This window comes from Pseudoalteromonas sp. PAST1, from assembly GCF_021532515.1.
Classification (GTDB): Bacteria; Pseudomonadota; Gammaproteobacteria; order Enterobacterales; family Alteromonadaceae; genus Pseudoalteromonas; species Pseudoalteromonas simplex.
Genome location: NZ_JAKGBH010000002.1, coordinates 41,765 through 62,564, shown reverse-complemented (window position 1 = coordinate 62,564; position 20,800 = coordinate 41,765). Strand labels below are relative to the sequence as shown.

Genomic DNA, 20,800 nt, shown 5'->3' with positions numbered 1-20,800 from the left:
TATGCAAGTAAAACGCCTAGCTATGCTAGGCGTCTTAAAAGAAAGGTGAGTTAAATTGGCGAACCCGGTGGCATTGGCAACACTTTAAAGTTTGCAGGCCATTCACCGCTTTCTAAAAAGTGACTGATTTGCTCGCTTAAATATTGCTTAAATGCACTGTTGCCAACGGATACACTGCCTAGCATTGATTCTTGCTGGTAACTCTTTGCAAGTTTAGCTAAGTAGTAACGAAGCTGTGCTTGTACTTCGGGTGCCACCTCATTGCTTGCCACTAAATCGGCAAACTGTTTTGCAGTTAAAAGCTGTACACGTTGGCTAATTTTACCTGCCATCCCTGAAGCAATTTTTTGCTCAAAAACTTGCTGATAAGTTTGTGCTAATAACGCATCTAAACCATAAAATGCATCGCTTCGTGCTTGCTGCTGTGCTAAACGGTTAATGCGTTGGCTATTAAAAAGTAGGCTCAAGCTATGTGCTGCAGCAACTTCAGGCAGCGCCATCGCATCAAGCGTTAGTCCTGTGCGACCAACAATACTTTCGCGTGATTTAGATTCACCATACGCTTTTGGTGGAATAAGCGCTAATACCGACTCAGGCAAAACAAGGTTCTCAGCTTTTAATGTCGCAAGTACGGCATCCACTGCCGCTTGTTGTGTTTGCTTTGCCACAACCTGCGCCCCTTTTGGTTGTGAACCATCACGAACTTCGTATTCGTAATTTACACCGGCAATTAATTTAACCGCCGCTTCAACTTGATAGCGGTGGAACAAATAAAGTGGCACCAGCATTTCTTCTAGTTGTGATAAAGCTGTGCCCGTTTTGATGTTTTCGATACCAAAGCTCGTCAGCGCTTGTTTACGAACATCTAGTACCCGCATAAGCTCATCACTCGGTGAACTGCCGTTATCCCATAAATGCCCAGTTGGGTGAGCGCCCCCTTGAGCGCGGGCATCACTGTCTGAGATAAACTCCAACCCTTTGCTTTTGTTCTCGGCTAAAATAGCAGCCAATTGCTGTGCTTCATCTTGATTAGTGAAATCGCTATAACCATATTTAATAACTTGGGTATCCCACACGCCCATGCCAGCAGCATAGCCTCGGCTTACATCTAATTTACCTTGCTCATCAAAGCTCAGTAGTGGGTGTGGATAATCCATTACAGAGGCTCTGTCTGCCACTGACGCTGCAAAGTTATGCGAAATACCTAAAGTATGTCCAACTTCATGTGCGCTTAATTGACGAATACGATCAAGTGCCATGGCTTGTAAGCGCTTAGCCATTTCATTGCCTTCAAAATAGGGAGCTGCTAATGCTTCTGCAATTAAGATATCTTGACGAACACGCAGTGAACCCAGTGTCACATGGCCTTTGATAATTTCGCCAGTTCGAGGGTCAATCACTGAACTGCCATACGACCAACCACGGGTTGCACGGTGCACCCATTGAATTACGTTGTAGCGAATATCCATAGGGTCGGCATCATCAGGGAGCACTTTAACGATAAATGCGTTCTTATAACCTGCTGCATTAAAGGCATCATTCCACCATTTAGCACCATCAAGTAACGCTGTTTTAACTGGCTCTGGTACGCCCGGATCTAAGTAATAAACAATCGGTTCAACGGGCTCGCTGATTGGCAGGCTCGGATCTTTTTTTGCTAAACGATGACGCGGGATGTAACGCACATACATAGACTCACCCAGCGCTGCCGCATAATCTTTGTGTTCAATGCTCCAAAAACCTGCTTGAGGGTGGAACTTGCGCGGGGTGTAGTTATCATCAGGTAATTCAATTAATGAGTGATGCATATGTACTGTCAGCGCATAAGGGTCTGCGCTCACTTGGCGTACATACTTTCCTGGGTTATTACCATGAAAAGTAAGCACGGCTTCTAATTCTGTATTTTTTTCAAACGCTTTTGAACGTGCTAAATATACCGCACTGCGGTTGCTATCTAGATTAAAACTTCCCTGCCCGGTTGCCGATAAACGACGGCTTACACCATGAACATCGCTTAATAAATAAGGGGTGTAATCCACAAGTACCGCAGTATCTGACTGAGCTACAACACTAAAACCCGCTAAAATACTCGATGCGAACGCCTCTTTAATACTTTGTTGTTCCGCAAGGTTATTAGTATTAGCGCGGTAATAAGTATTGATGGCTCTTAGCATTACCTTATCGCCAAAACGCTCAAATTGAACTAAGTGAGTATCGCCTAACTGACCGCGATCTAAGCCAATATCATTTGAACCAACACCGTAAGGTAGGCTTTGTTGTAGTAAAAATTGTTGCTCGAATTTATCCACCTCAAGATACAATTTGCCGTTTTCTGTGTCGTAGTAAAATGAAAAATAGCCTGAAAAATGAGTCATTTTTTCAGTAAAATCATTTATAGACTTAATTGCTGCGTGTGCTTGAGTTATCATAGTAAGTAGCACAGCTAAGAGCAGATATCGTAGTAATGGTATTTTTTGCATAATCTTATCTTTGTTATTCGCGTTTTAAATACTGTATAGGTATTAAGCAGTATAAAGTACCGTTTATAAAAATCAGCTATTTAAGACGAAATTCAGCGCTTGCTAAGACATTCTCTCTCACACTAAAAATGTCTGGCTACAACGTTATCAGGAAAATAGAATGCGTAGACTCCCACCGGTATTGTTAGAAGATGGTTGCCCTCGTGAACTGATCTCATTGATCAGAACGGTACTTGCGGCATGTAAAGAAATTTCATTTCGTGTTGGTCAAGGCGCCCTATCTGGCGTATTAGGCTCAACCCTAGACGAAAACATTCAGGGTGAAACTCAGAAAAAACTCGATGTTCTAACTAATCAACTTTTAAAAGATATTTTATTAGAATCGGGCTACGTAAAAGCCATTGCCTCTGAAGAAGAAGACTTCACCGTTGCGGGTAATCCAGATGCCAACTACATTGTTGCATTCGACCCACTTGATGGCTCATCAAATACTGATATCAACTCACTCGTTGGTACGATTTTCTCAATTATGGCGGCGCCTGAAGGTTCAGATCCAGCTGATCCTAGTATTTTTATGCAACCGGGTAAAAACCAAGTTGCAGCGGGTTATGTATTATATGGCCCATCAACCGTGCTGGCGTTAACAACCGGCAAGGGCACACGCTTTTTCACCTTAGATAAAACGCACGGTACCTTCTTATTAACACAAGATTTTGCAAGCGTACCTGAAGAGACCAGCGAATTTGCTATCAATGCTTCAAACCAACGCCATTGGCAACCGGCGATGCAAAATTACATCAATGACTTAATTGCTGGTGACACAGGCCCACGTGGTCGTAACTTCAACATGCGCTGGATTGCTGCAATGGTGGGTGATGTGCACCGTGTATTATGTCGTGGTGGTATTTTTACTTACCCAACCGACACGAAAGATCCAAATAAACCTAACAAATTACGTTTATTATACGAAGCAAATCCAATGGCAATGTTAATCGAACAAGCTGGCGGCATAGCTTCTACAGGCACTGAGCGCATCATGGACATTCAACCTGACGCTATTCACCAACGTGTGGCGGTGATCTTAGGTTCGAAGAACGAAGTAGAAACCTGCTTAAGCTACCATAAATAACAAGCAGTAAATGCCTCAAACTGGAAGGCTTCAACTTTAGAAGCTTCCAGTTTTTAATAAACGAGAGATTCTCAACAAGTTACTTACCTTACAGGCACAAAAAAACCGCAACGAGTGCGGTTTCTTAAATTCTTTTGGCGCTTAAATTAAAGGCCTGCGCGGTCTTTAATAACAGCGATTAGTGGTGAACCACCGTGACCGTTCGACTCAGCCCAAGCAATATCAGCACCATCTTCTAAAGAGCTTTTTGATAAGTTCTTAACAATATACTCACCAGTATCTGCCGCGCCGCTTTCGATTGCATGACGAAGCATGTTATTGCCATTGCATTTCACAGCATCAAAAATGTTACGAATTTTCACACGTGAGCTTTTAAGCTTACTACGCAAACGGTTTTTATCATCAGCTGCGATATATTCACAGATAGAAACCGCTAATTGATCATCAGCTTTTGCTGGTGCTGTATACGCAACTGACGCTGATACAACAGCCGCTGCAAGTAACATATTTGGTAACTTCATCATATTTTGCCCTTATGTAATACTTTTTTCTTACCAAGATTGTGTAATATTGTACCAACTAATTAATTTTACCGCAATAATGTTACGAATTTTTGTACAGGGTTACAAAAGTATACGAGTGAGGGTTTTTGTTATCAGGCTGATGCTTTTCTTGCTCGGCAACTGTCCAATTAGCAACACTTTCGTAATCTGGGAACTGCGTATCACCTTCCACTTCAAGGTCGATAAAAGTTAAGTATAGACGATCTGCTTGAGACAGGAATTGTTCGTATATATTTCCGCCACCTATAATCATTACTTCTTCAACATCAGCAACCAATTCCAGCGCAGCCTCTGGTGAAGTAACCACCTCAATACCTTCAGCTGTGTAATCAGCATTACGCGTGATAATAATATTTTGACGACCCGGTAAAGGCCGACCTATTGATTCAAATGTTTTACGGCCCATGATCACAGGCTTTGCCATGGTTACTTTTTTAAAGTGTTGCAGATCGGCGGGTAAATGCCATGGCATTTGGTTGTCTTGGCCAATTACTCGGTTATTTGCCATCGCAGCAATCATTGAAATTTTCACACTAAACCTTAATACTTTTTTCTTATTAATAAAAAAGGAGCGCATGGCTCCTTTTCAGTTTTAAAATTTATCGTTGGTAGATAACTTCTACGTCGTAGTCATCATCATCCCAGTCGTCATCCCAATCATCATCATCTTGAGAGGTCGCTTTCTGATGATAAGTATCCCACTTAAATTCAACTTCTTCTTTCTCTTCTTCAGCGAATTTCTCTTTCGGCATACTATCAAGTAGCGCCATAATGTCATGACACAATGCTTGAGTATTTTGTTTATTCGCAGCAGAAATACGGTAAACATTAACCTCTTCACCTAGCTCTTCGGCAATTTCATTACACAGGGCTTCAGCTTCATCTTCTGGTAATAGGTCAATTTTGTTAAATACTAACCAACGCGGCTTTTCAGCAAGTTTAGGGCTGTATTGGTGTAGCTCATTAATAATCGCAAAGGCATTATCAACCGGGTTTGTACCATCTACAGGCATAACATCAATGATATGCAGTAATACACGACAACGCTCCAAATGCTTTAAGAAGCGAATACCAAGGCCTGCGCCATCTGAAGCGCCTTCGATTAGACCTGGGATATCAGCAATTACAAATGACTTATTCGCATCTGGGCGTACTACACCAAGATTAGGAATAAGCGTCGTAAACGGGTAATCTGCCACTTTTGGTTTAGCTGCAGAAACACTGCGGATAAACGTTGATTTACCAGCATTTGGTAAACCAAGTAAGCCAACATCTGCAAGTAGCATTAGCTCTAGACGTAAGCTGCGAACTTCACCAGGTGTACCTAGTGTTTTTTGACGTGGAGCGCGGTTTGTACTTGATTTAAAACGTGCATTCCCCAAGCCATGGAAACCACCTTTTGCAACAACAACCTTTTGACCATGCTTGGTCAAATCACCTAATGACTCTTCAGTATCAACATCAATGATACGTGTACCAACAGGCACTTTAAGCGTTAAATCAGCGCCTTTTTTACCAGTCATGTTACGGCTTTGACCATTTGTGCCGCGCTCTGCTTTATGAAAACGCTCAAATTGGTAATCAATTAACGTATTTAAGTTTTCATCGGCTTGTAGATAAACGCTGCCGCCATCGCCGCCGTCGCCGCCATCAGGACCGCCATCTGGTACATATTTTTCACGTCGGAAAGATACGACACCGCTGCCGCCATCACCCGCGTCACAACGAATTTCTACTTCATCTACAAACTTCATGATTACTCACTTTAAGATTGGCTTGTTAATAACTCTATTATATACCTAAGTGCCCTATTCAGCACCCAATGCCAAGGCGCTTAGGTATATATTTATACGCACTATTATGTGCCTTAAAACAAAAAACCCCGCAAAGGCGGGGTTTTTCAAATATCGAGATGATTACTCAGCTACGATATTTACGTATTTACGGTTTAAAGGACCTTTCTGTTCGAATTGAACTTTACCATCTGCTTTTGCGAAGATAGTGTGGTCTTTACCGATACCTACGTTTGCGCCAGCGTGGAAACGAGTACCACGTTGACGAACAATGATGCTACCCGCTAGAACTGATTCGCCACCAAAACGCTTAACACCTAGGCGTTTGCTTTCTGAATCGCGACCGTTACGAGTACTACCAGCTGCTTTTTTATGTGCCATTTCTCAGTACCTCTAATTAAGCGCTAATGCCAGTGATTTTAACTTCAGTGAACCATTGACGATGGCCCATTTGCTTACGAGAATGCTTACGACGTCTAAATTTAACAATCTTAACTTTCTCACCGCGACCGTGTGAAACAACCTCAGCTGTTACTTTACCACCGTTTACGAACGGTACACCGATCTCGATTTTCTCACCATCAGCAACTAAAAGTACTGAATCAAATTCAACTGCTGCACCAGTTTCAACGTCTAATTTCTCAAGACGAATTGTTTGACCTTCAGTCACACGGTGCTGTTTACCACCACTTTGGAAAACCGCGTACATAATTAACTCCGTCTGTGCGCCCTCAAATCGACGCAACTAAAATATTCTTCAATAGGGCGCGAAGTTTACGCTAATGTGCAAAAACTAGCAAGCCTCTTTTTCGATAAAATGAATAAAAAATAGCTGCATTGAGAGCAATTCAATATTTTCCCCTATTCTATCCTAAAAACACCACATGCCAAGCGGTTTTTACGATCTCATGACAATTAAATTACGCTAATAATAGGCACCTTTAAAATTCAAAAAGCTGATCACTTATTAATCAAGGTTATAAATTTATCTTGGCAAAATTGATCTCAAATAAAAAACTTTACAGTGTTTTTTTACTGAATCATCACAAAATATCGAGCAAGCGCTTTTTTTGTTGTACAATCAGCCCCGTATACCCATAAATATTGGCTCGGAGATCAATGGATATAAAAGCTATCCAGACGTTAATCGAAAATGAAATGGATGACGTCAATCAACTTATACATGCCCAAATGCGCTCAGATGTCGCATTGGTTAACCAACTCGGTTTATACATAGTAAACAGTGGCGGTAAACGCGTTCGTCCTATGTTGGCCATTTTAGCGGCAAAAGCACTTGGTTATGAGGGCAAAGACCATATTACGCTTGCCACTATCATCGAATTTATTCATACCGCCACTTTATTGCATGACGACGTTGTCGACGAGTCACATTTGCGCCGTGGTACGCCTACAGCCAACGCAGAGTTTGGTAATGCAGCTAGCGTTTTGGTCGGTGACTTTATCTATACACGTTCATTTCAGCTTATGGTTGGCCTAGGTAAAATGCCAATCATGCAAATTTTAGCGGATGCAACCAATGTCATCGCTGAAGGTGAAGTATTACAGCTAATGAACTGTAATGACCCTGACACCACAGAACAAAGCTATATGCAGGTTATTTACAGCAAAACGGCAAAATTGTTCGAAGCTGCAACCGGCCTTGCTGCAATTATTACCGAGCAAGACGAGCAAACCCTTGAAGCATTAAACTTATATGGAATGCATCTTGGCACTGCATTCCAATTAGTGGATGATGTACTTGATTACAACGCCGATGCCGAGCAACTTGGTAAAAACATTGGCGATGATTTAGCTGAAGGTAAACCTACCCTACCGCTTATCTACGCAATGCAAAAAGGCACACCAGAGCAAGTTAAGCTAGTACGCGAAGCTATTGAGCTTGGTAATGGTATGGACCATTTAGAAAGCATTCTAGCGGCATTAGCTGACACTAAAGCCCTTGAGTTTGCAATGCAAAAAGCTGAGCAAGAAGCTGACAAAGCAATTGCTTGTATTGCGTTCTTACCAGATACACCGTACAAACAAGCCTTAGAGAGTTTGGCCCGTATCGCCGTTGCCCGCGATCACTAAACACTATTTATTCGAGCCATTAAAAAAGCCTGCATTTGCAGGCTTTTTTGTTTTCGGCGATTTAAAAAATCGCCTATCATCTGTCGGAATTAACCGTTGATGAAATCAACACCTTCTTGGATGTCTTTGTTAAGTGTAGCTAGCATGTCGTTTTTAGCTTGCTCTTCGAATGCACTTAACTCACCGTAAGAAAGGATTTCTTCAACGCCGTTTTTACCTAGACGAACTGGGTGTGCGAAGTATGCTGCGTCACCGTTTTCAACTGCAACGTATGCGTAATCAACTACTTCTTCACCTTGTAAGCCTTTAACTAAAGACATACAGAAGCGTGCTGCTGCAGCACCCATAGAAAGAGTCGCTGAACCGCCACCCGCTTTAGCGTTAACAACTTCAGTACCTGCGTTTTGGATACGTGGAGTTAATGCCGCAACTTCTTCGTCAGTGAAAGTAACACCTTCAACTTGAGATAGAAGAGGAAGGATTGTCGTACCTGAGTGACCGCCGATCACTGGAACTTTAACGTCAGTTGCGCTTAAACCTTTAAGTTCAGCAACAAATGCTTCTGAACGGATCACGTCAAGCGTTGTGATACCGAATACACGGCCTGCATCGTAAGTACCCGCTTTTTTGAATACTTCAGCAACGATTGGCACTGTGCCGTTTACTGGGTTAGTGATGATACCTACTAACGCTTTAGGACAGTTTTTAACGATGCCTTCAGCTAATGTTTTGATGATACCTGCGTTTACGTTGAAAAGGTCCGCACGGTCCATGCCTGGCTTACGTGGCATACCCGCTGGGATAAGAACGATATCACAACCAGCTAATGCTGCGTCTAAGCTGTCAGCACCAAAGCCTTCAACTTTAACGTCTGTTGGGATGTGAGAAAGATCAACCGCTACACCAGGAACAACAGGGGCAACATCGTATAACGATAATTCAGAACCTGCAGGTAAACTTGTTTTTAATAATAAAGACAATGCTTGGCCGATACCGCCAGCTGCGCCTAAAACAGCAACTTTCATTGGAATTCTCCGTAATTTGAGGTAGGAAATATTTGTGGCCCTAAAGATAATGAAATTAGCGACTAAAAACAAATTTATCCTGCTTATTTCGCGTATAATTTCGACCATAGTTGTAAACTTAGCTGTAAAGACACAGCATTTTGGACGACTTTGTAAACTAATACTGCATAAATATGCAGAGTTGTGTAGAATTACCCTACATTTTATGAATAAAGAAACGGCAACATGCAACCACAAGACAAACAAGAAGCACTGATCAAAGCGTTTAAAGCGCTATTAAAAGAAGAAAACTTCGGTTCACAAGGTGAGATTGTCGAAGCATTAAAAGAGCAAGGCTTTGATAATATTAGTCAAAGTAAAGTATCTCGCATGTTAAGCAAATTTGGTGCGGTACGTACTCGTAATGCAAAACAAGAAATGGTTTATTGCTTACCGGCTGAAATGGGTGTGCCAACAGCGAAAAGCCCACTGCGTCAGCTTGTTATTGATATTATGCATAACGAAATGATGATCATTATTCGCACCAGTCCAGGCGCAGCACAATTAATTGCTCGTTTACTTGATTCACTCGGTAAAGCAGATGGCGTACTAGGCACTATTGCAGGCGACGACACTATTTTTATCGCCCCTGCGAAGATTTCTGAAATCGATGTGACGCTTGATCGCGTACGCACTTTATTCGATACCGTTTAAAGCTGCTTTAAGAAGTTTACTGACGGGGCGAAAAACGCAGATCCCATATCGGCTTGAGTAAAATCGAGCCAATGATCATAGCAATCGCCCTGCCCCAAGCGACTCTTTAATACCTGCTCAAACGCATCCCCTTGCGCCGCACACGAAACCATTAAAATTCCCTGCTTATGCACATCACCAAATGGCATGCTTTGGTTTAGCAAAAGAGGCTGGCCATGCTCATCTTTTAATTCACTACGAACCGCATGACTGGTTTCTACAGCAGGCACAATCAAGGTGTTATCTAGACGCGTGCGCCCCAAGATTTGCTCTTGCTCTGATAACGATAAATGCTGCCAGACACTCAAATCATGCACAAAGCGCTGAACATGGATATAGCTGCCTTGGTCTTCAAAGTGACCCGGTTTGTCGATAAGTGCTGTACTACGCTTTTGACGGCCATGAGGTGTATCGCCTGCATAAATAAAGCCGTTAAAATCACGTCCATCTAAAAACCGAAAATTACGGACCTGCTCCACCAGCTCAACATCCGGTGTTAATAATTTTAGGATTTGCAGGGCAAATAGATGGTTTACATCTTCACGGTCTGAGCGAATTTGTACAAACAAATCAAATGGCTGGGCACTCATCACATGATCACTGTGAGTTACATTCGGAAAGCTTTGCAATTGACTAGGAATAAACTCGGGCAAGATATGCGGCCAATACTGAGCACCAAGGGCAACCACGCACGATAGCATGGCTTCTGAGAACTGATCAGCAAACTCATCTTGAATGACGCTAACGCGTTTTAGTTTTTTACGTAATGACTCATCATGGCCATCGTAAACATTAAAAAACAGGTGCAAACCATGTAAGTTTGCTTCAGCACAAATCCCAGATTGCGCTTGCGCCATAGTGAATCCTTAGCTTCTCGTTATTTGCACAAAGCCAAGGATTCAAGATTGTTATTTATTACTAATCATGAAAAAAATTGACTGTGTGCGGCATTATTTTTATTTTTACAGGTTGCTCAACAGCTAACACGCGGTCTTGCTCTGCAGCAACTTCACACTCTTGCCCTGCAATATTAATTCGATATACATAACGCGTACCGATAAAGCGCCTGTGCAAAATAGTTAAACTGTTTGCGTCACTGTGCGCAGCTTCACACAACTGAATATGGTGCGGTCTTATATACACTTGACCTTGCTGACAATCTGCATTGTTCGGTGTCAATGAGTGAACCACACCAAACGCCGTTTCGTATTCAGTTGGCGTTAATACTTTTGCCGTTAAGTATATGCCCGTACCAAGAAACTCTGCAACCACCTTTGAGTTAGGTTGGCTAAATAACTGCTCAGGAGAGCCTTGTTGGGCTATTTTTCCACCATGCATAACCGCAAGCGTGTCAGCAAATGCGAAAGCTTCTTCCTTTGAGTGAGTAACAAATACCGCAGAAACCTGCTGAGCTTTAATAATTCGGCGTATATCTGCAATAAGCTCAAAACGCACTTGTGTATCAATATTCGAAAATGGCTCATCAAGTAATAATAAACTTGGTTTGTAAGCAAGTGCACGGGCTATTGCCACACGTTGCTGTTGGCCACCAGAAAGCTGATGAGGGTATCGCTGTGCACAACCATCGAGTTTAACAAGGCTAAGCATTTCATCTACACGCTCTCGCTTTTGCGCTTTGCTCATATTGCTAAGACCAAACGCAATGTTGTCGCTTACCGTTAAATGAGGAAACAGCGCATAGTCTTGGAACATCATGCCAATATTACGTTTTTCCGGTACAACAAACAGCCCACTATCGTTGACCACTTTTGAATCAATACTCATATAGCCTTGATCAGGCTGTAAAATCCCGGCAATTGCCTTTAAGGTGGTGGTTTTGCCGCAGCCACTTGCGCCAAGCAAACAGACGATTTCATCTTGTTCAACATTGAGGTTTAGTTCACTCAACACCTGAGTCGCATTGTACTGATAAGCTAAGTCTTTAATTATCAAATGACTCATGAGTGATTTTGCTCCATCGAACGATTAACGAAATACAAAGGGATTAACCCAACTAACACGATAAACAAGGCTGAAATTGACGCAAGCTCCAATTGCTCATCACTAACATATTGAAAAACATGAGTTGCTAGGGTTTCAAAATTAAAAGGTCTGAGTAATAGAGCTGCAGGTAACTCTTTCATGCACTCAATAAACACTAACAAACCAGCTGTTAAAATACCGCGTTTTAATAGCGGTAAATGTACTCGCCAAAGGGTTTGCATGGGCCCTTTGCCCATTGATTGGCTGGCCATATCTAACGATGGGCTAATACGTAAAAAACTGCTTTCAAGCGCGCCATGCGCAATCGCATAAAAACGTACAACATAAGCAAAAATCATCGCAAATAAAGTACCGCTTAAAAGTAACCCTGGTGATAGACCAAAAGGCTCAAGCCAATTATTTAATGCATCATCTAACTGAGTTAATGGGAGCAATACAGCAATCGCTAATACAGTACCAGGTAAGGCATAGCCAGTACTTGCTAAACGCCCAGGGATCAAAGGGTAAGCTTGCTTCGCAATGCGTTGATAAAACAATACCAATAAGCTCAATAGGATAGTTGCAATGCTCACCACTACAGCCACTTTAAAGCTTTGCCAAGCGTAATTAAAGAATGCCCCATTCCATGCTTCATCTGCATAGACAATGGCATATTTAACTAATACTCCAACCGGCAGAATAAAAGCCAATACCAGCACAACGGTGCAAGCCAAGCTTGCAGCCCATGCCGCACCGCCTTTTAAGCGATACAAAGTTGCGCTGTTTACGCTTGACTGACGTTCATACACAGCTTGATTGCGACGACTAAAGCGCTCTACCATGATGGTTAAAAACAAAATCAGTAACATAATACCTGAGATTTTCGCCGCTGCGGTTAATGAGTAATAGCCAAGCCATGTATCATAAACAGCGGTCGTCAGTGTGCTCACAGCAAAGTAGTTAACAGTAGCAAAATCAGCCATGGCCTCCATACTGATTAATGTAACCCCTGCCACAATCGCCCCACGACCAAGAGGCAAACTAACGCGTAAAAAACTTTGTAATGGTGATAGCCCCATTAGTTGACTAGCTTGTACTAGTTTAAAAGACTGCTCCCTGAGTGCCGTTTTAAAAATTAGGTATAAGTAAGGATAGAGTACCAAGGCAATCATAAAAATAGCCCCAGTCAATGTACGAATATCAAAAAACCAGTAATCGTCTGGTGATTGCCAACCAAACCAGTCTCTGAGTGCGATCTGTACAGGCCCTGCGTAATCAAGTAAGTCGGTATACACGTAGGCGATAAGATAAGTTGGCATTGCTAAAGGCAGCATTAACGCCCATTCAAATTGCTTACGCCCAGGAAACTCGCAATATGCAGTTAACCAAGCTAACGGCAATGCTATTACACAGCTCAGCAGCCCTACCCCTGCAATGAGTATGAGAGTATTACGGGTATAATCCCACAGCACAGTATCGAAAAGGTGCTGAAATACATCTGAATCTCCTTGCAGAGATTCAAATAATAAAAAGCCTAATGGCGTAACAAGCAACAGGCCAATAAGCCAGGCTATAAGCTGCCAACGCGACAGCGAAAACTTCACATGCATAAGTGGATTAATACCAGATAAAATAAAAGCTGTTAAAAAACAGCTTTTATAAAAATGTGTTACGAGAAATATCCTCGTTATAAATCAAACTTTACTTCATCAATCAGCTTCAGTGCCACAGGGCGATATTTGCTGATCTCATCAAGAGGAAGGCTATCTTCTTTAAACTCACCCCATGATGCAACCATCTCAGATAATGCAACCCCTTGCTTTACAGGGTATTCCATATTAACGGAAGCATACATATTTTGCGCCTTATTGTCGGTCATATACTCAACCAGTTTCAAGGCATTTTCAGGGTTTTTAGCATAACGGGTCATAACAACGCCCGATACATTGATATGAGAGCCACGGTTCGTTTGGTTAGGGAAGTTAATATATACCGCTTCTGCCCATGATTTTTGCTGCTCATCTTGCATCATTTTGCCAAAATAATAGCTGTTGCCTAACGCCAGATCGCATAAACCTTCTTTTACGGCTTTGACTTGCGCTCTGTCATTACCTTGCGGTTTACGTGCTAAATTGGCTTTTACGCCCTCAAGCCATTGCTTAGTTTTTGCTTCGCCATGGTGAGCAACCATAGAAGCAACTAAACCTAAATTGTAAGGATGTTTACCAGAGCGAGTACAGATTTTACCTTTGTATTTTGGGTCTGCTAAATCTTCGTATGTTAACTCACCAAGCGCACCAACGCGCTCTTTTGCGGAGTAAACATTACGTACACGCTTGGTAAGTGCTATCCATTGACCGTCGGAATCGCGAAAAGTACTTGGCACATTCGCATTAACTACATCACTATTAATTGATTGCGTTAAGCCTAAATCTTCTAATTGAATCAGCGCACTAAAATTTGAGGTTAATACTAAATCAGCCTTGCTGTGCTTACCTTCACGCTTTACACGTTCAATCAGCCCTTTTTTGGCAAAAACCACATTGGTTTTAATACCTGTTTGCTTAGTGAAATCATCCAAAATAGGCTGAATTAAGAATGGTTGACGAAACGAGTAAATATTTACTACATCTGCAGCAAATGTAGGCGCGCTTAATAATGCGCTAAGTAATACTAAGGCTGTTTTTTTCATTTTATAGCACCTAAATAATAACAATTATCAAAATATTTTACCTAGAGTTAGGGCAAAGTGCACCCGTTTAAACTTATATTTCAATCAACATAGCTGCCATTTAGGAATTTGCATGTAAGACATATCTCACCCACATGGCAGTTATTGAGTAAAAAGCACCAGCAAACACTGCATAAAAACACTTAACCAACTGAAATTTAATGAAATATATTAAATGACAATAAAATAACCAACAGATTAAATAAGATTTTGACCTACTCAGCTTTGCCTATTTCTCTATAATTACTTACATCAACTAAGCAAGAAGCTTAATGAGTAGATGGATAAGGAAGCATTACTCATAATACCGCGGAATAAGGTTCATTAGGAGAATAAGGAATCAAGGACAGGCTCTGGAAGAGTAACGCAATGGAGTGACAACCTACGGACAGCATCAGGATGATGTGGAATGGCATAACAACAGGATGTTGTTATACAGGAAGTTCAAAAAGTGGAATAAAGGACAGGCCGTTAGGGCATCGCAACGGATTTGCAAATAAAGGGATAGTGTCGGGATGGCACGTAAGGGAATGGTAAAGTGATTACCAGCAAGGATGTAAAGGACTAACAAGGAAACAAGGCGGGATTGCCTTATATTACACAGAACCAATAAGTAAAGTGTAATCGCATGGATTGGCAAAGTTTAGGGAGTTGATTAGATTCAATTGCAGGATGCAAAAAATTAAGAAGATTCCGCAAGCGCGACTAGAGATAGTACGCGCTTTTCTTTTGCCTACAATTTAGTAAAGAGTTATACCAATTCGCTTAATTAAGTGGTCTATTTTGAGGCAATAAAACCTCGTCGATAACAAGGCAAAAATTTCGTTATTTAGTTGTTCTAAATCAGTAATTTTTAACGCAGGTAGCGACAGGTTTAATCCCTCAAAATGATTAAGTATTATTGCGGATTGGTACTATTGCTCTGGGCGTCCCTTATTTCGCTTACCAAGCAGGTAAGCATCTCTAAACTTAATAAAATGTTGCTCAAGCTTTTGTGTAGCGTCTTCCTCACCAGCAAGAGCAAGAACCATAATAGCCACCTCAGCAGTACCTAGTTGATGCTCATGCGGGGCAACACGCAATCGATAATCCGAAAGCTTTTCAGGTGTAATTGAAAGCACAGGAAAATTATCTAGATAAGGGCTTTTACGGATCATTTTCTTTGCTTCGCGCCAAGTACCATCTAAAAAGATAAACAATGGACGCTTACCTTCAACAGGGGTTACTTCGGTGATCACCCTCTCTTCGTCGTCTACATCGCTAGCAGGAAAAATAACCATTGGCTGATACTGGGGATCTGCCAATAAGCTTAATAAGGCTTCATCTGGATTTGTTCTATCCCATTTAAAGGCATGGTTATCTGGCACGATTTCAGCAATTAAACGGCCAGTATTTGACGGCTTAAAACTCTCATTGTGGTACATAAGTAAACAAACCGCGGCATCACACTTTGCCTGTTCAACACCATCACAAATACAATAGTGTTCGGCTAATAAACATCGCTCACAACGCGTTAACTTTGCTCCTCGCGCTTTAAATTCACGACGAGACTCAGTCATTTGCTGAGCACGAAGCATTAACACGGAATTATTTGAGATAGTAGCCACTGTATTTACCAGATAATTAAACGGCGCGTATTGTAGCTAAAAATAAGGGGAATAGATATCTGCAAGCCCAAAGAGCAAGCTATTCCTAAAAAATGAAGAGAAGTAGTGTTATAAAAAATGCAACAAGGGTTAGCTTCCAAAAAACGGCTATTAAATCGCTATTTTTATGACGTAAATCATCTCTGTGGGACTTCTTCAAAAACACGATCTGTAAATCTGATAGGCCTTTACAGTGCGGACACTCTGGCTCAAGATAATTTACTTCTAAGCCACATCGTGAACAAGGCTTACTGCGAATTAAACCAAAGCGAAACATTTGTTTGTCCTTTTCTTAAAACTCCATAGCTGAATTTACTGTATCTTAACTACTTTTCTAAAACCAGCTCTGGCATTGTGTATGCGCTCATACTCCTTTAAAATAGCGCCCTTGCATATCATCGAGGCTGGCTGTGTTACTCAATTATAATCCCCCAATGACACCTTATTTAAGTATTGTTTATCAAGACGATGACTTACTTATTGTGAATAAACCAAGTGGTTTACTTACTGTGCCGGGAAAAGACCCAAAACACGCCGACTGCCTTATTGCTCGCATTAATCGCGTTTTCCCAACGGCAAAAATTGTTCACCGCCTTGATATGGCGACCTCTGGCATTATTTGTTTAGCTATGCATAAAGAAGCGCATCGTAATTTAAGCATTCAGTTTCAAGATAGAAAAACCGCGAAACGCTACATTGCTCGTGTATTTGGTAAGCTTGAGCAAGAAACTGGTTCTGTAGATTTACCACTTATTTGTGATTGGCCGAACCGCCCAAAGCAAATGGTTGATCACGATAATGGCAAACCGTCATTAACCCACTTTAAAGTGCTTGAATATGAACAGAATGCAACTCGTGTTGAGCTGACCCCAATTACTGGGCGTTCTCACCAACTACGTGTGCATATGCTGTCATTGGGTCACCCTATTTTAGGCGATAAGCTGTATGCTCACCCCGAGGCATTCGCCATGGCTCCTCGCTTACAACTGCATGCCGAAATGCTAACCTTAGCTCACCCTGCCAGCGGTGAAACATTGATTTTTGAAGCCGCTCCTGAGTTTTAAGACAATTCGCTAAATATTTAATAAATACTGCCGATAGTTAATCAATAACTGATTTAATTAAAGACTCAGGTAATATCGGCATGAATTTAAAACCCGCACATCGCTTACTTTACGCAGCCTGTTTTGCGTTCATGGGCAATGTGAATGCTGCCGATTTTATTAAACCCACCCCTTGGTCAAGTTTGGTCACTAACGATATTCAACGCTTTTTACCAAGCGATGAAGTACGCACTCTGCTTGCCGGTGAAGATGAGTTCATTAGCTTATATCGCCAATCGATGGCAGCCAGTCAACGCGGAATTGTGCTAATCATTCCTGATTGGCAGCACCTACCCACTAATAATGCTGGTATTAACTTTTTGCGTAAGCAGTTAAACGAAATTGGCTATGCAACCCTTGCCATGACCATGCCTGACATTGATTGGCACCCTGTCGATATGACAACGCCCGAGTCATCTGAAAGCTCTGAACCTGAGTCAACACAAACTGTTGAACAAAGCGATGAGCAAGCAGCTTCTGCTCCACCAGCCCAAACGCAACAAGCGCCGCATTTTGTTACGGGTGAGCCCAATATCAGTGAAGCCGTGCTTGATGATTACAAATTAAAGCTAATTGCCAGATTCAATGCCTTGTATAACAGTGCAATGGATGAAGGCGGCAATATTATTGTGGTGGCACAAGGTGCCAGTGCGGGGCTGTTGATTGAGCATTATGCTAGCTTTCCAAATAACGAACTAAACGCTTTTATTAGCTTAGGTAGTTATTTACCCAACAGTGTTCGTAACCAGCATCTCAATGCGACGCTTTCAACTATCAGCCCACCGTTACTGGATATTTTTTATAGTGAGGGTAACCCTGACACCCTGCAAAGTGTGAAAGACAGAAAACGTTGGGTAAGAAAACACGCTAAATATGACTACCGTCAAAGAGAGTTATTTGGTGTGCCTTCAGAGCCTGAGCAGCACCAGCGACTGCTCAAAGAAGTAGACGGCTTTTTACGCCGCCTTTTTTAAATACTCATAAGCCGCTTGAATATCTTGGCTTTTCTTTACCGCAACTTCCATCATATGTTTTGGTAAACCTTGCGATACCAGCTTATCGGGGTGATGCTGAGCCATAAGCTTTCGATAAGCAACTTTAATATCTCTCGCTGAAGCATCATTGTTTAAGCCTAAAAGAGCCAACGCTTGGGCGCGATTCATACCATTATTCGGTGGCACACTGTGCCCTCTTTGTTCACTATGACTGCTGCGATTTTGCTGGCTTTGTTGACGCTGTTGTTCATAAAAACGCTGTTGTTGCTGACGAAATGCAAATTCGGCTTGGTAGCGTTTTAATAAAAATGCGAATTGAGTACGTGAAATACCTAACTGCTTGCTCACCTCTTGCAATAGCTGCTTTTCTTGCTCTGCAAGGTGGCCATCTGAAAAGGCCATTTGAATTTGTATTTCGAGGAACAGTTGCAATAAATCATGGCGTCGAGCAAAGCGCTCTTTAAAGTCATGAACGGTTTCTTTTAATGAAAAGTCGCTTTCTTTACCACTACGAAAGGCATCCTGTGCTTCTCTTCGCTCATCACCCGATAAGCCCATTTCGTTCATAAACAAACTTGCAGCACGAATATGCGTTTCACTAACGCGACCATTTGATTTGGCGATATGCCCCATCACCGCAAAACAGCTAGAAAAGAAAAGTGCTTGGCGCTCGTTAATATCATCGCCTTTAAACAAACCAGAAAAACCACCTGCTTTATCAAAGTCTTGTTTTAAGCTGCGATCGAACATATGGCCTAGGTATAGGCCCAGTAAGGCTCCTATAAATTTGCCAAACATAAAGCCAAAACAAAAACCGAGTACTTTTCCCCACATAATTTGGCAAACCTCTGTTGTTATTACAAAGCGAAACGTTGATTGATTTCGTCGAGTCTGGCAGGTGTGCCAATGTCATCCCATTGCCCCAAATAAAGTTCAGTCGAAACCTGGTACTCACTGAGCCTTTCTCGCAAAATAGGCCCAAGCGGACGAATACCAGCGCTGAGACCTTTAAAGAAATCAGCATGATAACGACTTATACCGGAAAAAGTATACTTTTGACTATCAGGACTTAGATGACTCAGTGCAAAATCACCATCAGGGTTATGCGCGGGATTTTCAACAAGGACAATATGCGCTTCACCGGCTTGCAGGTGCAACTGCATTAACGAAGTCACATCGTAATCAGTAAATACATCACCATTAATGACAATAAATTGTTCGCCCAATAACGGCAATGCTTGAATGATCCCCCCGGCGGTTTCAAGCCCCCCAGCCTGCTCTTGGCTGTAAGTGATCGATACACCAAACTGCGAACCATCACCGAAATACTCTGTTATTTTGTCGCCCTGCCAGGCAAGGTTAATAACAATATCGGTAACCCCGGCTTGACGTAAGTTATTAATATGATGCTCTAATAGTGGCTTGCCGTTAATCTTTAGCATCGGCTTTGGTTGCGTTTCGGTTAGCGGCATCATGCGTTTACCACGCCCCGCCGCTAGGATCATTGCTTTCATTTGGACTCTTTCGTTAAACGCTGCTTAGTCTGTGGAATAATTATCTGCTCTATCCACTGACCAAGGACTGTTAACTCTGGGTATTCTTTACTGACATTACTGATGTATGTAAGGGTTGGCAGTACATTATTCAAATAGCCAGACTTACCGTCACGTAATTTTAAGCGGCAAAATATGCCCGCAGCTTTTAAATGACGCTGCACGCCGGTTAAGTCAAACCAACGTTTAAACATCGCAAACGAAGTGTCTTGCAATAGCTGCTGCTCGCTAAATTCGTCATAAGCGTAATGTAAAAGGTAGTCGAGCTCTTGTTCTGGTAGCTTGAAATAGCAATCTCTTAATAATGAAACAAGGTCATAACACACTGGCCCTTGTACGGCATCTTGATAATCGATGATTGCCCATTGCTGCCCTGTGCGCATAATATTGCGACTATGGAAGTCTCGGTGCACCGTAACAATTGGTTGCTCAAGGGCATTATTAATTAATAACTCACAGGCTTGTTGCCACATTTTCTGCTCATCAGCAGAGAGTTGCTCACCGATAAAGTTATCGACTAACCAATCTCTAAAAATACTTAGCTCAAACTGTAAAAACTCGCCATCAAATACTTTCATATATTGGGCAGGCGGGATTTGCGCCCACTGTGCACTTAACTTTATTAGATGTTTGTAGTGTAAAGTGCGGTCTTCGTCGCCCAGTAAATCAGCCAAATGAGTATTCCCTAAATCACTCAGCAAGAAGAAGCCTTGTTTTTCATCAGCCTGAAGAATTTTTGGTAATTTAAACCCATGCTGAGAAAATACTTTGTTGAGTTCTATATAAGGTGTGTTATCCAGTTTGTCTGGATCTGAGTCCATGACAATATAACTTTGATCACCTGTATTTACGCGGAAATAACGGCGAAAACTCGCATCCCCAGTGATGGCGGCTAATTGATATTCATCCTCTTTAAAGTGAGGATTTAAAAACTGCTGTAAACTTTTATAACGATTCATTTAGTAAGATATCTATT

At 41.9% G+C, this 20,800-nt stretch carries 20 protein-coding genes; 5 read left to right on the top strand and 15 right to left on the bottom strand.

The window, feature by feature from the left end:
• Nucleotides 1-50 precede the first annotated feature (50 nt).
• The gene (locus tag L1272_RS01185; protein WP_194441841.1) at nucleotides 51-2,480 is read right to left on the bottom strand and encodes a zinc-dependent metalloprotease; all 2,430 of its coding nucleotides are present in this window, start codon (nucleotides 2,478-2,480) and stop codon (nucleotides 51-53) included.
• Nucleotides 2,481-2,640: 160 nt separating this feature from the next.
• Here L1272_RS01185 and L1272_RS01180 point away from each other — a divergent pair, with 160 nt between their 5' ends.
• Complete coding sequence (locus L1272_RS01180) at nucleotides 2,641-3,609, top strand: class 1 fructose-bisphosphatase (protein ID WP_138619101.1); 969 nt, start codon at nucleotides 2,641-2,643, stop codon at nucleotides 3,607-3,609.
• A 146-nt stretch (nucleotides 3,610-3,755) separates the two neighbouring features.
• Here the strand turns inward: L1272_RS01180 and L1272_RS01175 are convergent, their stop codons facing one another.
• The 5 genes from L1272_RS01175 to rplU form a co-directional block, all read right to left on the bottom strand.
• Complete coding sequence (locus tag L1272_RS01175; RefSeq protein ID WP_054551017.1) at nucleotides 3,756-4,133, bottom strand: DUF3718 domain-containing protein; 378 nt, start codon at nucleotides 4,131-4,133, stop codon at nucleotides 3,756-3,758.
• Nucleotides 4,134-4,212: 79 nt separating this feature from the next.
• Nucleotides 4,213-4,692 carry a type 3 dihydrofolate reductase gene (gene folA / locus L1272_RS01170; protein WP_082389164.1) on the bottom strand — a complete coding sequence of 160 codons (480 nt, stop codon included), beginning with the start codon at nucleotides 4,690-4,692 and terminating at the stop codon, nucleotides 4,213-4,215.
• Nucleotides 4,693-4,771: 79 nt separating this feature from the next.
• Complete coding sequence (cgtA, locus tag L1272_RS01165) at nucleotides 4,772-5,926, bottom strand: Obg family GTPase CgtA (protein WP_054551016.1); 1,155 nt, start codon at nucleotides 5,924-5,926, stop codon at nucleotides 4,772-4,774.
• A gap of 162 nt (nucleotides 5,927-6,088) precedes the next feature.
• Nucleotides 6,089-6,346, bottom strand: a complete 258-nt coding sequence (rpmA, locus tag L1272_RS01160; protein WP_054551015.1) for a 50S ribosomal protein L27 — start codon at nucleotides 6,344-6,346, stop codon at nucleotides 6,089-6,091.
• Between the two features lie 16 nt (nucleotides 6,347-6,362).
• Nucleotides 6,363-6,674 (bottom strand): 50S ribosomal protein L21, encoded by a 312-nt coding sequence (gene rplU / locus L1272_RS01155; protein ID WP_036965957.1) that lies wholly within the window; start codon nucleotides 6,672-6,674, stop codon nucleotides 6,363-6,365.
• A 410-nt stretch (nucleotides 6,675-7,084) separates the two neighbouring features.
• Here rplU and ispB point away from each other — a divergent pair, with 410 nt between their 5' ends.
• The gene (ispB, locus tag L1272_RS01150; protein WP_054562777.1) at nucleotides 7,085-8,056 is read left to right on the top strand and encodes an octaprenyl diphosphate synthase; all 972 of its coding nucleotides are present in this window, start codon (nucleotides 7,085-7,087) and stop codon (nucleotides 8,054-8,056) included.
• 89 nt (nucleotides 8,057-8,145) lie between these two features.
• Here ispB and mdh read toward each other — a convergent pair whose 3' ends face one another.
• Nucleotides 8,146-9,081, bottom strand: coding sequence for a malate dehydrogenase (gene mdh / locus L1272_RS01145; protein ID WP_054551013.1), 936 nt, complete (start codon nucleotides 9,079-9,081; stop codon nucleotides 8,146-8,148).
• A 225-nt stretch (nucleotides 9,082-9,306) separates the two neighbouring features.
• Here mdh and argR point away from each other — a divergent pair, with 225 nt between their 5' ends.
• A complete protein-coding gene (argR, locus tag L1272_RS01140) occupies nucleotides 9,307-9,774 on the top strand; it encodes a transcriptional regulator ArgR (RefSeq protein WP_054551012.1) in 468 nt (155 codons plus the stop codon).
• Here the strand turns inward: argR and L1272_RS01135 are convergent.
• The 5 genes from L1272_RS01135 to L1272_RS01115 all read right to left on the bottom strand — a co-directional run bounded on the left by L1272_RS01135 (nucleotide 9,771) and on the right by L1272_RS01115 (nucleotide 16,104).
• Nucleotides 9,771-10,670, bottom strand: a complete 900-nt coding sequence (locus tag L1272_RS01135; RefSeq protein WP_235372598.1) for a Dyp-type peroxidase — start codon at nucleotides 10,668-10,670, stop codon at nucleotides 9,771-9,773. The genes argR and L1272_RS01135 overlap by 4 nt on opposite strands.
• A gap of 61 nt (nucleotides 10,671-10,731) precedes the next feature.
• Nucleotides 10,732-11,775 carry an ABC transporter ATP-binding protein gene (locus L1272_RS01130; RefSeq protein ID WP_235372597.1) on the bottom strand — a complete coding sequence of 348 codons (1,044 nt, stop codon included), beginning with the start codon at nucleotides 11,773-11,775 and terminating at the stop codon, nucleotides 10,732-10,734.
• The gene (locus L1272_RS01125; protein ID WP_187490277.1) at nucleotides 11,772-13,406 is read right to left on the bottom strand and encodes an ABC transporter permease; all 1,635 of its coding nucleotides are present in this window, start codon (nucleotides 13,404-13,406) and stop codon (nucleotides 11,772-11,774) included. Before L1272_RS01125 ends, L1272_RS01130 begins: the two co-directional genes overlap by 4 nt.
• A 77-nt stretch (nucleotides 13,407-13,483) precedes the next feature.
• Nucleotides 13,484-14,488, bottom strand: a complete 1,005-nt coding sequence (locus L1272_RS01120) for a Fe(3+) ABC transporter substrate-binding protein (RefSeq protein WP_187490276.1) — start codon at nucleotides 14,486-14,488, stop codon at nucleotides 13,484-13,486.
• 953 nt (nucleotides 14,489-15,441) lie between these two features.
• Nucleotides 15,442-16,104 carry a tRNA-uridine aminocarboxypropyltransferase gene (locus L1272_RS01115; protein WP_138619138.1) on the bottom strand — a complete coding sequence of 221 codons (663 nt, stop codon included), beginning with the start codon at nucleotides 16,102-16,104 and terminating at the stop codon, nucleotides 15,442-15,444.
• 479 nt (nucleotides 16,105-16,583) lie between these two features.
• Between L1272_RS01115 and rluA the strand changes: the two genes are divergently transcribed.
• Both rluA and L1272_RS01105 read left to right on the top strand, forming a co-directional pair.
• Nucleotides 16,584-17,237: a bifunctional tRNA pseudouridine(32) synthase/23S rRNA pseudouridine(746) synthase RluA gene (gene rluA / locus L1272_RS01110; RefSeq protein ID WP_082401641.1), complete on the top strand. Its 654-nt coding sequence runs from the start codon at nucleotides 16,584-16,586 to the stop codon at nucleotides 17,235-17,237.
• An 80-nt stretch (nucleotides 17,238-17,317) separates the two neighbouring features.
• Nucleotides 17,318-18,250 carry a DUF3530 family protein gene (locus L1272_RS01105; RefSeq protein WP_235372596.1) on the top strand — a complete coding sequence of 311 codons (933 nt, stop codon included), beginning with the start codon at nucleotides 17,318-17,320 and terminating at the stop codon, nucleotides 18,248-18,250.
• Here the strand turns inward: L1272_RS01105 and djlA are convergent.
• The 3 genes from djlA to L1272_RS01090 are packed head-to-tail and all read right to left on the bottom strand — an operon-like array spanning nucleotide 18,233 to nucleotide 20,783.
• Nucleotides 18,233-19,105 carry a co-chaperone DjlA gene (gene djlA, locus L1272_RS01100; protein ID WP_235372595.1) on the bottom strand — a complete coding sequence of 291 codons (873 nt, stop codon included), beginning with the start codon at nucleotides 19,103-19,105 and terminating at the stop codon, nucleotides 18,233-18,235. The two genes, L1272_RS01105 and djlA, sit on opposite strands and share 18 nt — an antisense overlap.
• 23 nt (nucleotides 19,106-19,128) lie before the next feature.
• Nucleotides 19,129-19,785 (bottom strand): N-acetylmuramate alpha-1-phosphate uridylyltransferase MurU, encoded by a 657-nt coding sequence (murU, locus tag L1272_RS01095; RefSeq protein ID WP_235372594.1) that lies wholly within the window; start codon nucleotides 19,783-19,785, stop codon nucleotides 19,129-19,131.
• Nucleotides 19,782-20,783 (bottom strand): aminoglycoside phosphotransferase family protein, encoded by a 1,002-nt coding sequence (locus L1272_RS01090; protein ID WP_235372593.1) that lies wholly within the window; start codon nucleotides 20,781-20,783, stop codon nucleotides 19,782-19,784. Before L1272_RS01090 ends, murU begins: the two co-directional genes overlap by 4 nt.
• Nucleotides 20,784-20,800 lie beyond the last annotated feature (17 nt).

Coding starts and splice junctions, on each gene's coding strand:
- L1272_RS01185 (WP_194441841.1), bottom strand. CDS start 2,480: ATGCAAAAAATACCATTACTACGATATCTGCTCTTAGCTGTGCTACTT.
- L1272_RS01180 (WP_138619101.1), top strand. CDS start 2,641: ATGCGTAGACTCCCACCGGTATTGTTAGAAGATGGTTGCCCTCGTGAA.
- L1272_RS01175 (WP_054551017.1), bottom strand. CDS start 4,133: ATGATGAAGTTACCAAATATGTTACTTGCAGCGGCTGTTGTATCAGCG.
- folA (WP_082389164.1), bottom strand. CDS start 4,692: ATGATTGCTGCGATGGCAAATAACCGAGTAATTGGCCAAGACAACCAA.
- cgtA (WP_054551016.1), bottom strand. CDS start 5,926: ATGAAGTTTGTAGATGAAGTAGAAATTCGTTGTGACGCGGGTGATGGC.
- rpmA (WP_054551015.1), bottom strand. CDS start 6,346: ATGGCACATAAAAAAGCAGCTGGTAGTACTCGTAACGGTCGCGATTCA.
- rplU (WP_036965957.1), bottom strand. CDS start 6,674: ATGTACGCGGTTTTCCAAAGTGGTGGTAAACAGCACCGTGTGACTGAA.
- ispB (WP_054562777.1), top strand. CDS start 7,085: ATGGATATAAAAGCTATCCAGACGTTAATCGAAAATGAAATGGATGAC.
- mdh (WP_054551013.1), bottom strand. CDS start 9,081: ATGAAAGTTGCTGTTTTAGGCGCAGCTGGCGGTATCGGCCAAGCATTG.
- argR (WP_054551012.1), top strand. CDS start 9,307: ATGCAACCACAAGACAAACAAGAAGCACTGATCAAAGCGTTTAAAGCG.
- L1272_RS01135 (WP_235372598.1), bottom strand. CDS start 10,670: ATGGCGCAAGCGCAATCTGGGATTTGTGCTGAAGCAAACTTACATGGT.
- L1272_RS01130 (WP_235372597.1), bottom strand. CDS start 11,775: ATGAGTCATTTGATAATTAAAGACTTAGCTTATCAGTACAATGCGACT.
- L1272_RS01125 (WP_187490277.1), bottom strand. CDS start 13,406: ATGCATGTGAAGTTTTCGCTGTCGCGTTGGCAGCTTATAGCCTGGCTT.
- L1272_RS01120 (WP_187490276.1), bottom strand. CDS start 14,488: ATGAAAAAAACAGCCTTAGTATTACTTAGCGCATTATTAAGCGCGCCT.
- L1272_RS01115 (WP_138619138.1), bottom strand. CDS start 16,104: ATGCTTCGTGCTCAGCAAATGACTGAGTCTCGTCGTGAATTTAAAGCG.
- L1272_RS01105 (WP_235372596.1), top strand. CDS start 17,318: ATGAATTTAAAACCCGCACATCGCTTACTTTACGCAGCCTGTTTTGCG.
- djlA (WP_235372595.1), bottom strand. CDS start 19,105: ATGTGGGGAAAAGTACTCGGTTTTTGTTTTGGCTTTATGTTTGGCAAA.
- murU (WP_235372594.1), bottom strand. CDS start 19,785: ATGAAAGCAATGATCCTAGCGGCGGGGCGTGGTAAACGCATGATGCCG.
- L1272_RS01090 (WP_235372593.1), bottom strand. CDS start 20,783: ATGAATCGTTATAAAAGTTTACAGCAGTTTTTAAATCCTCACTTTAAA.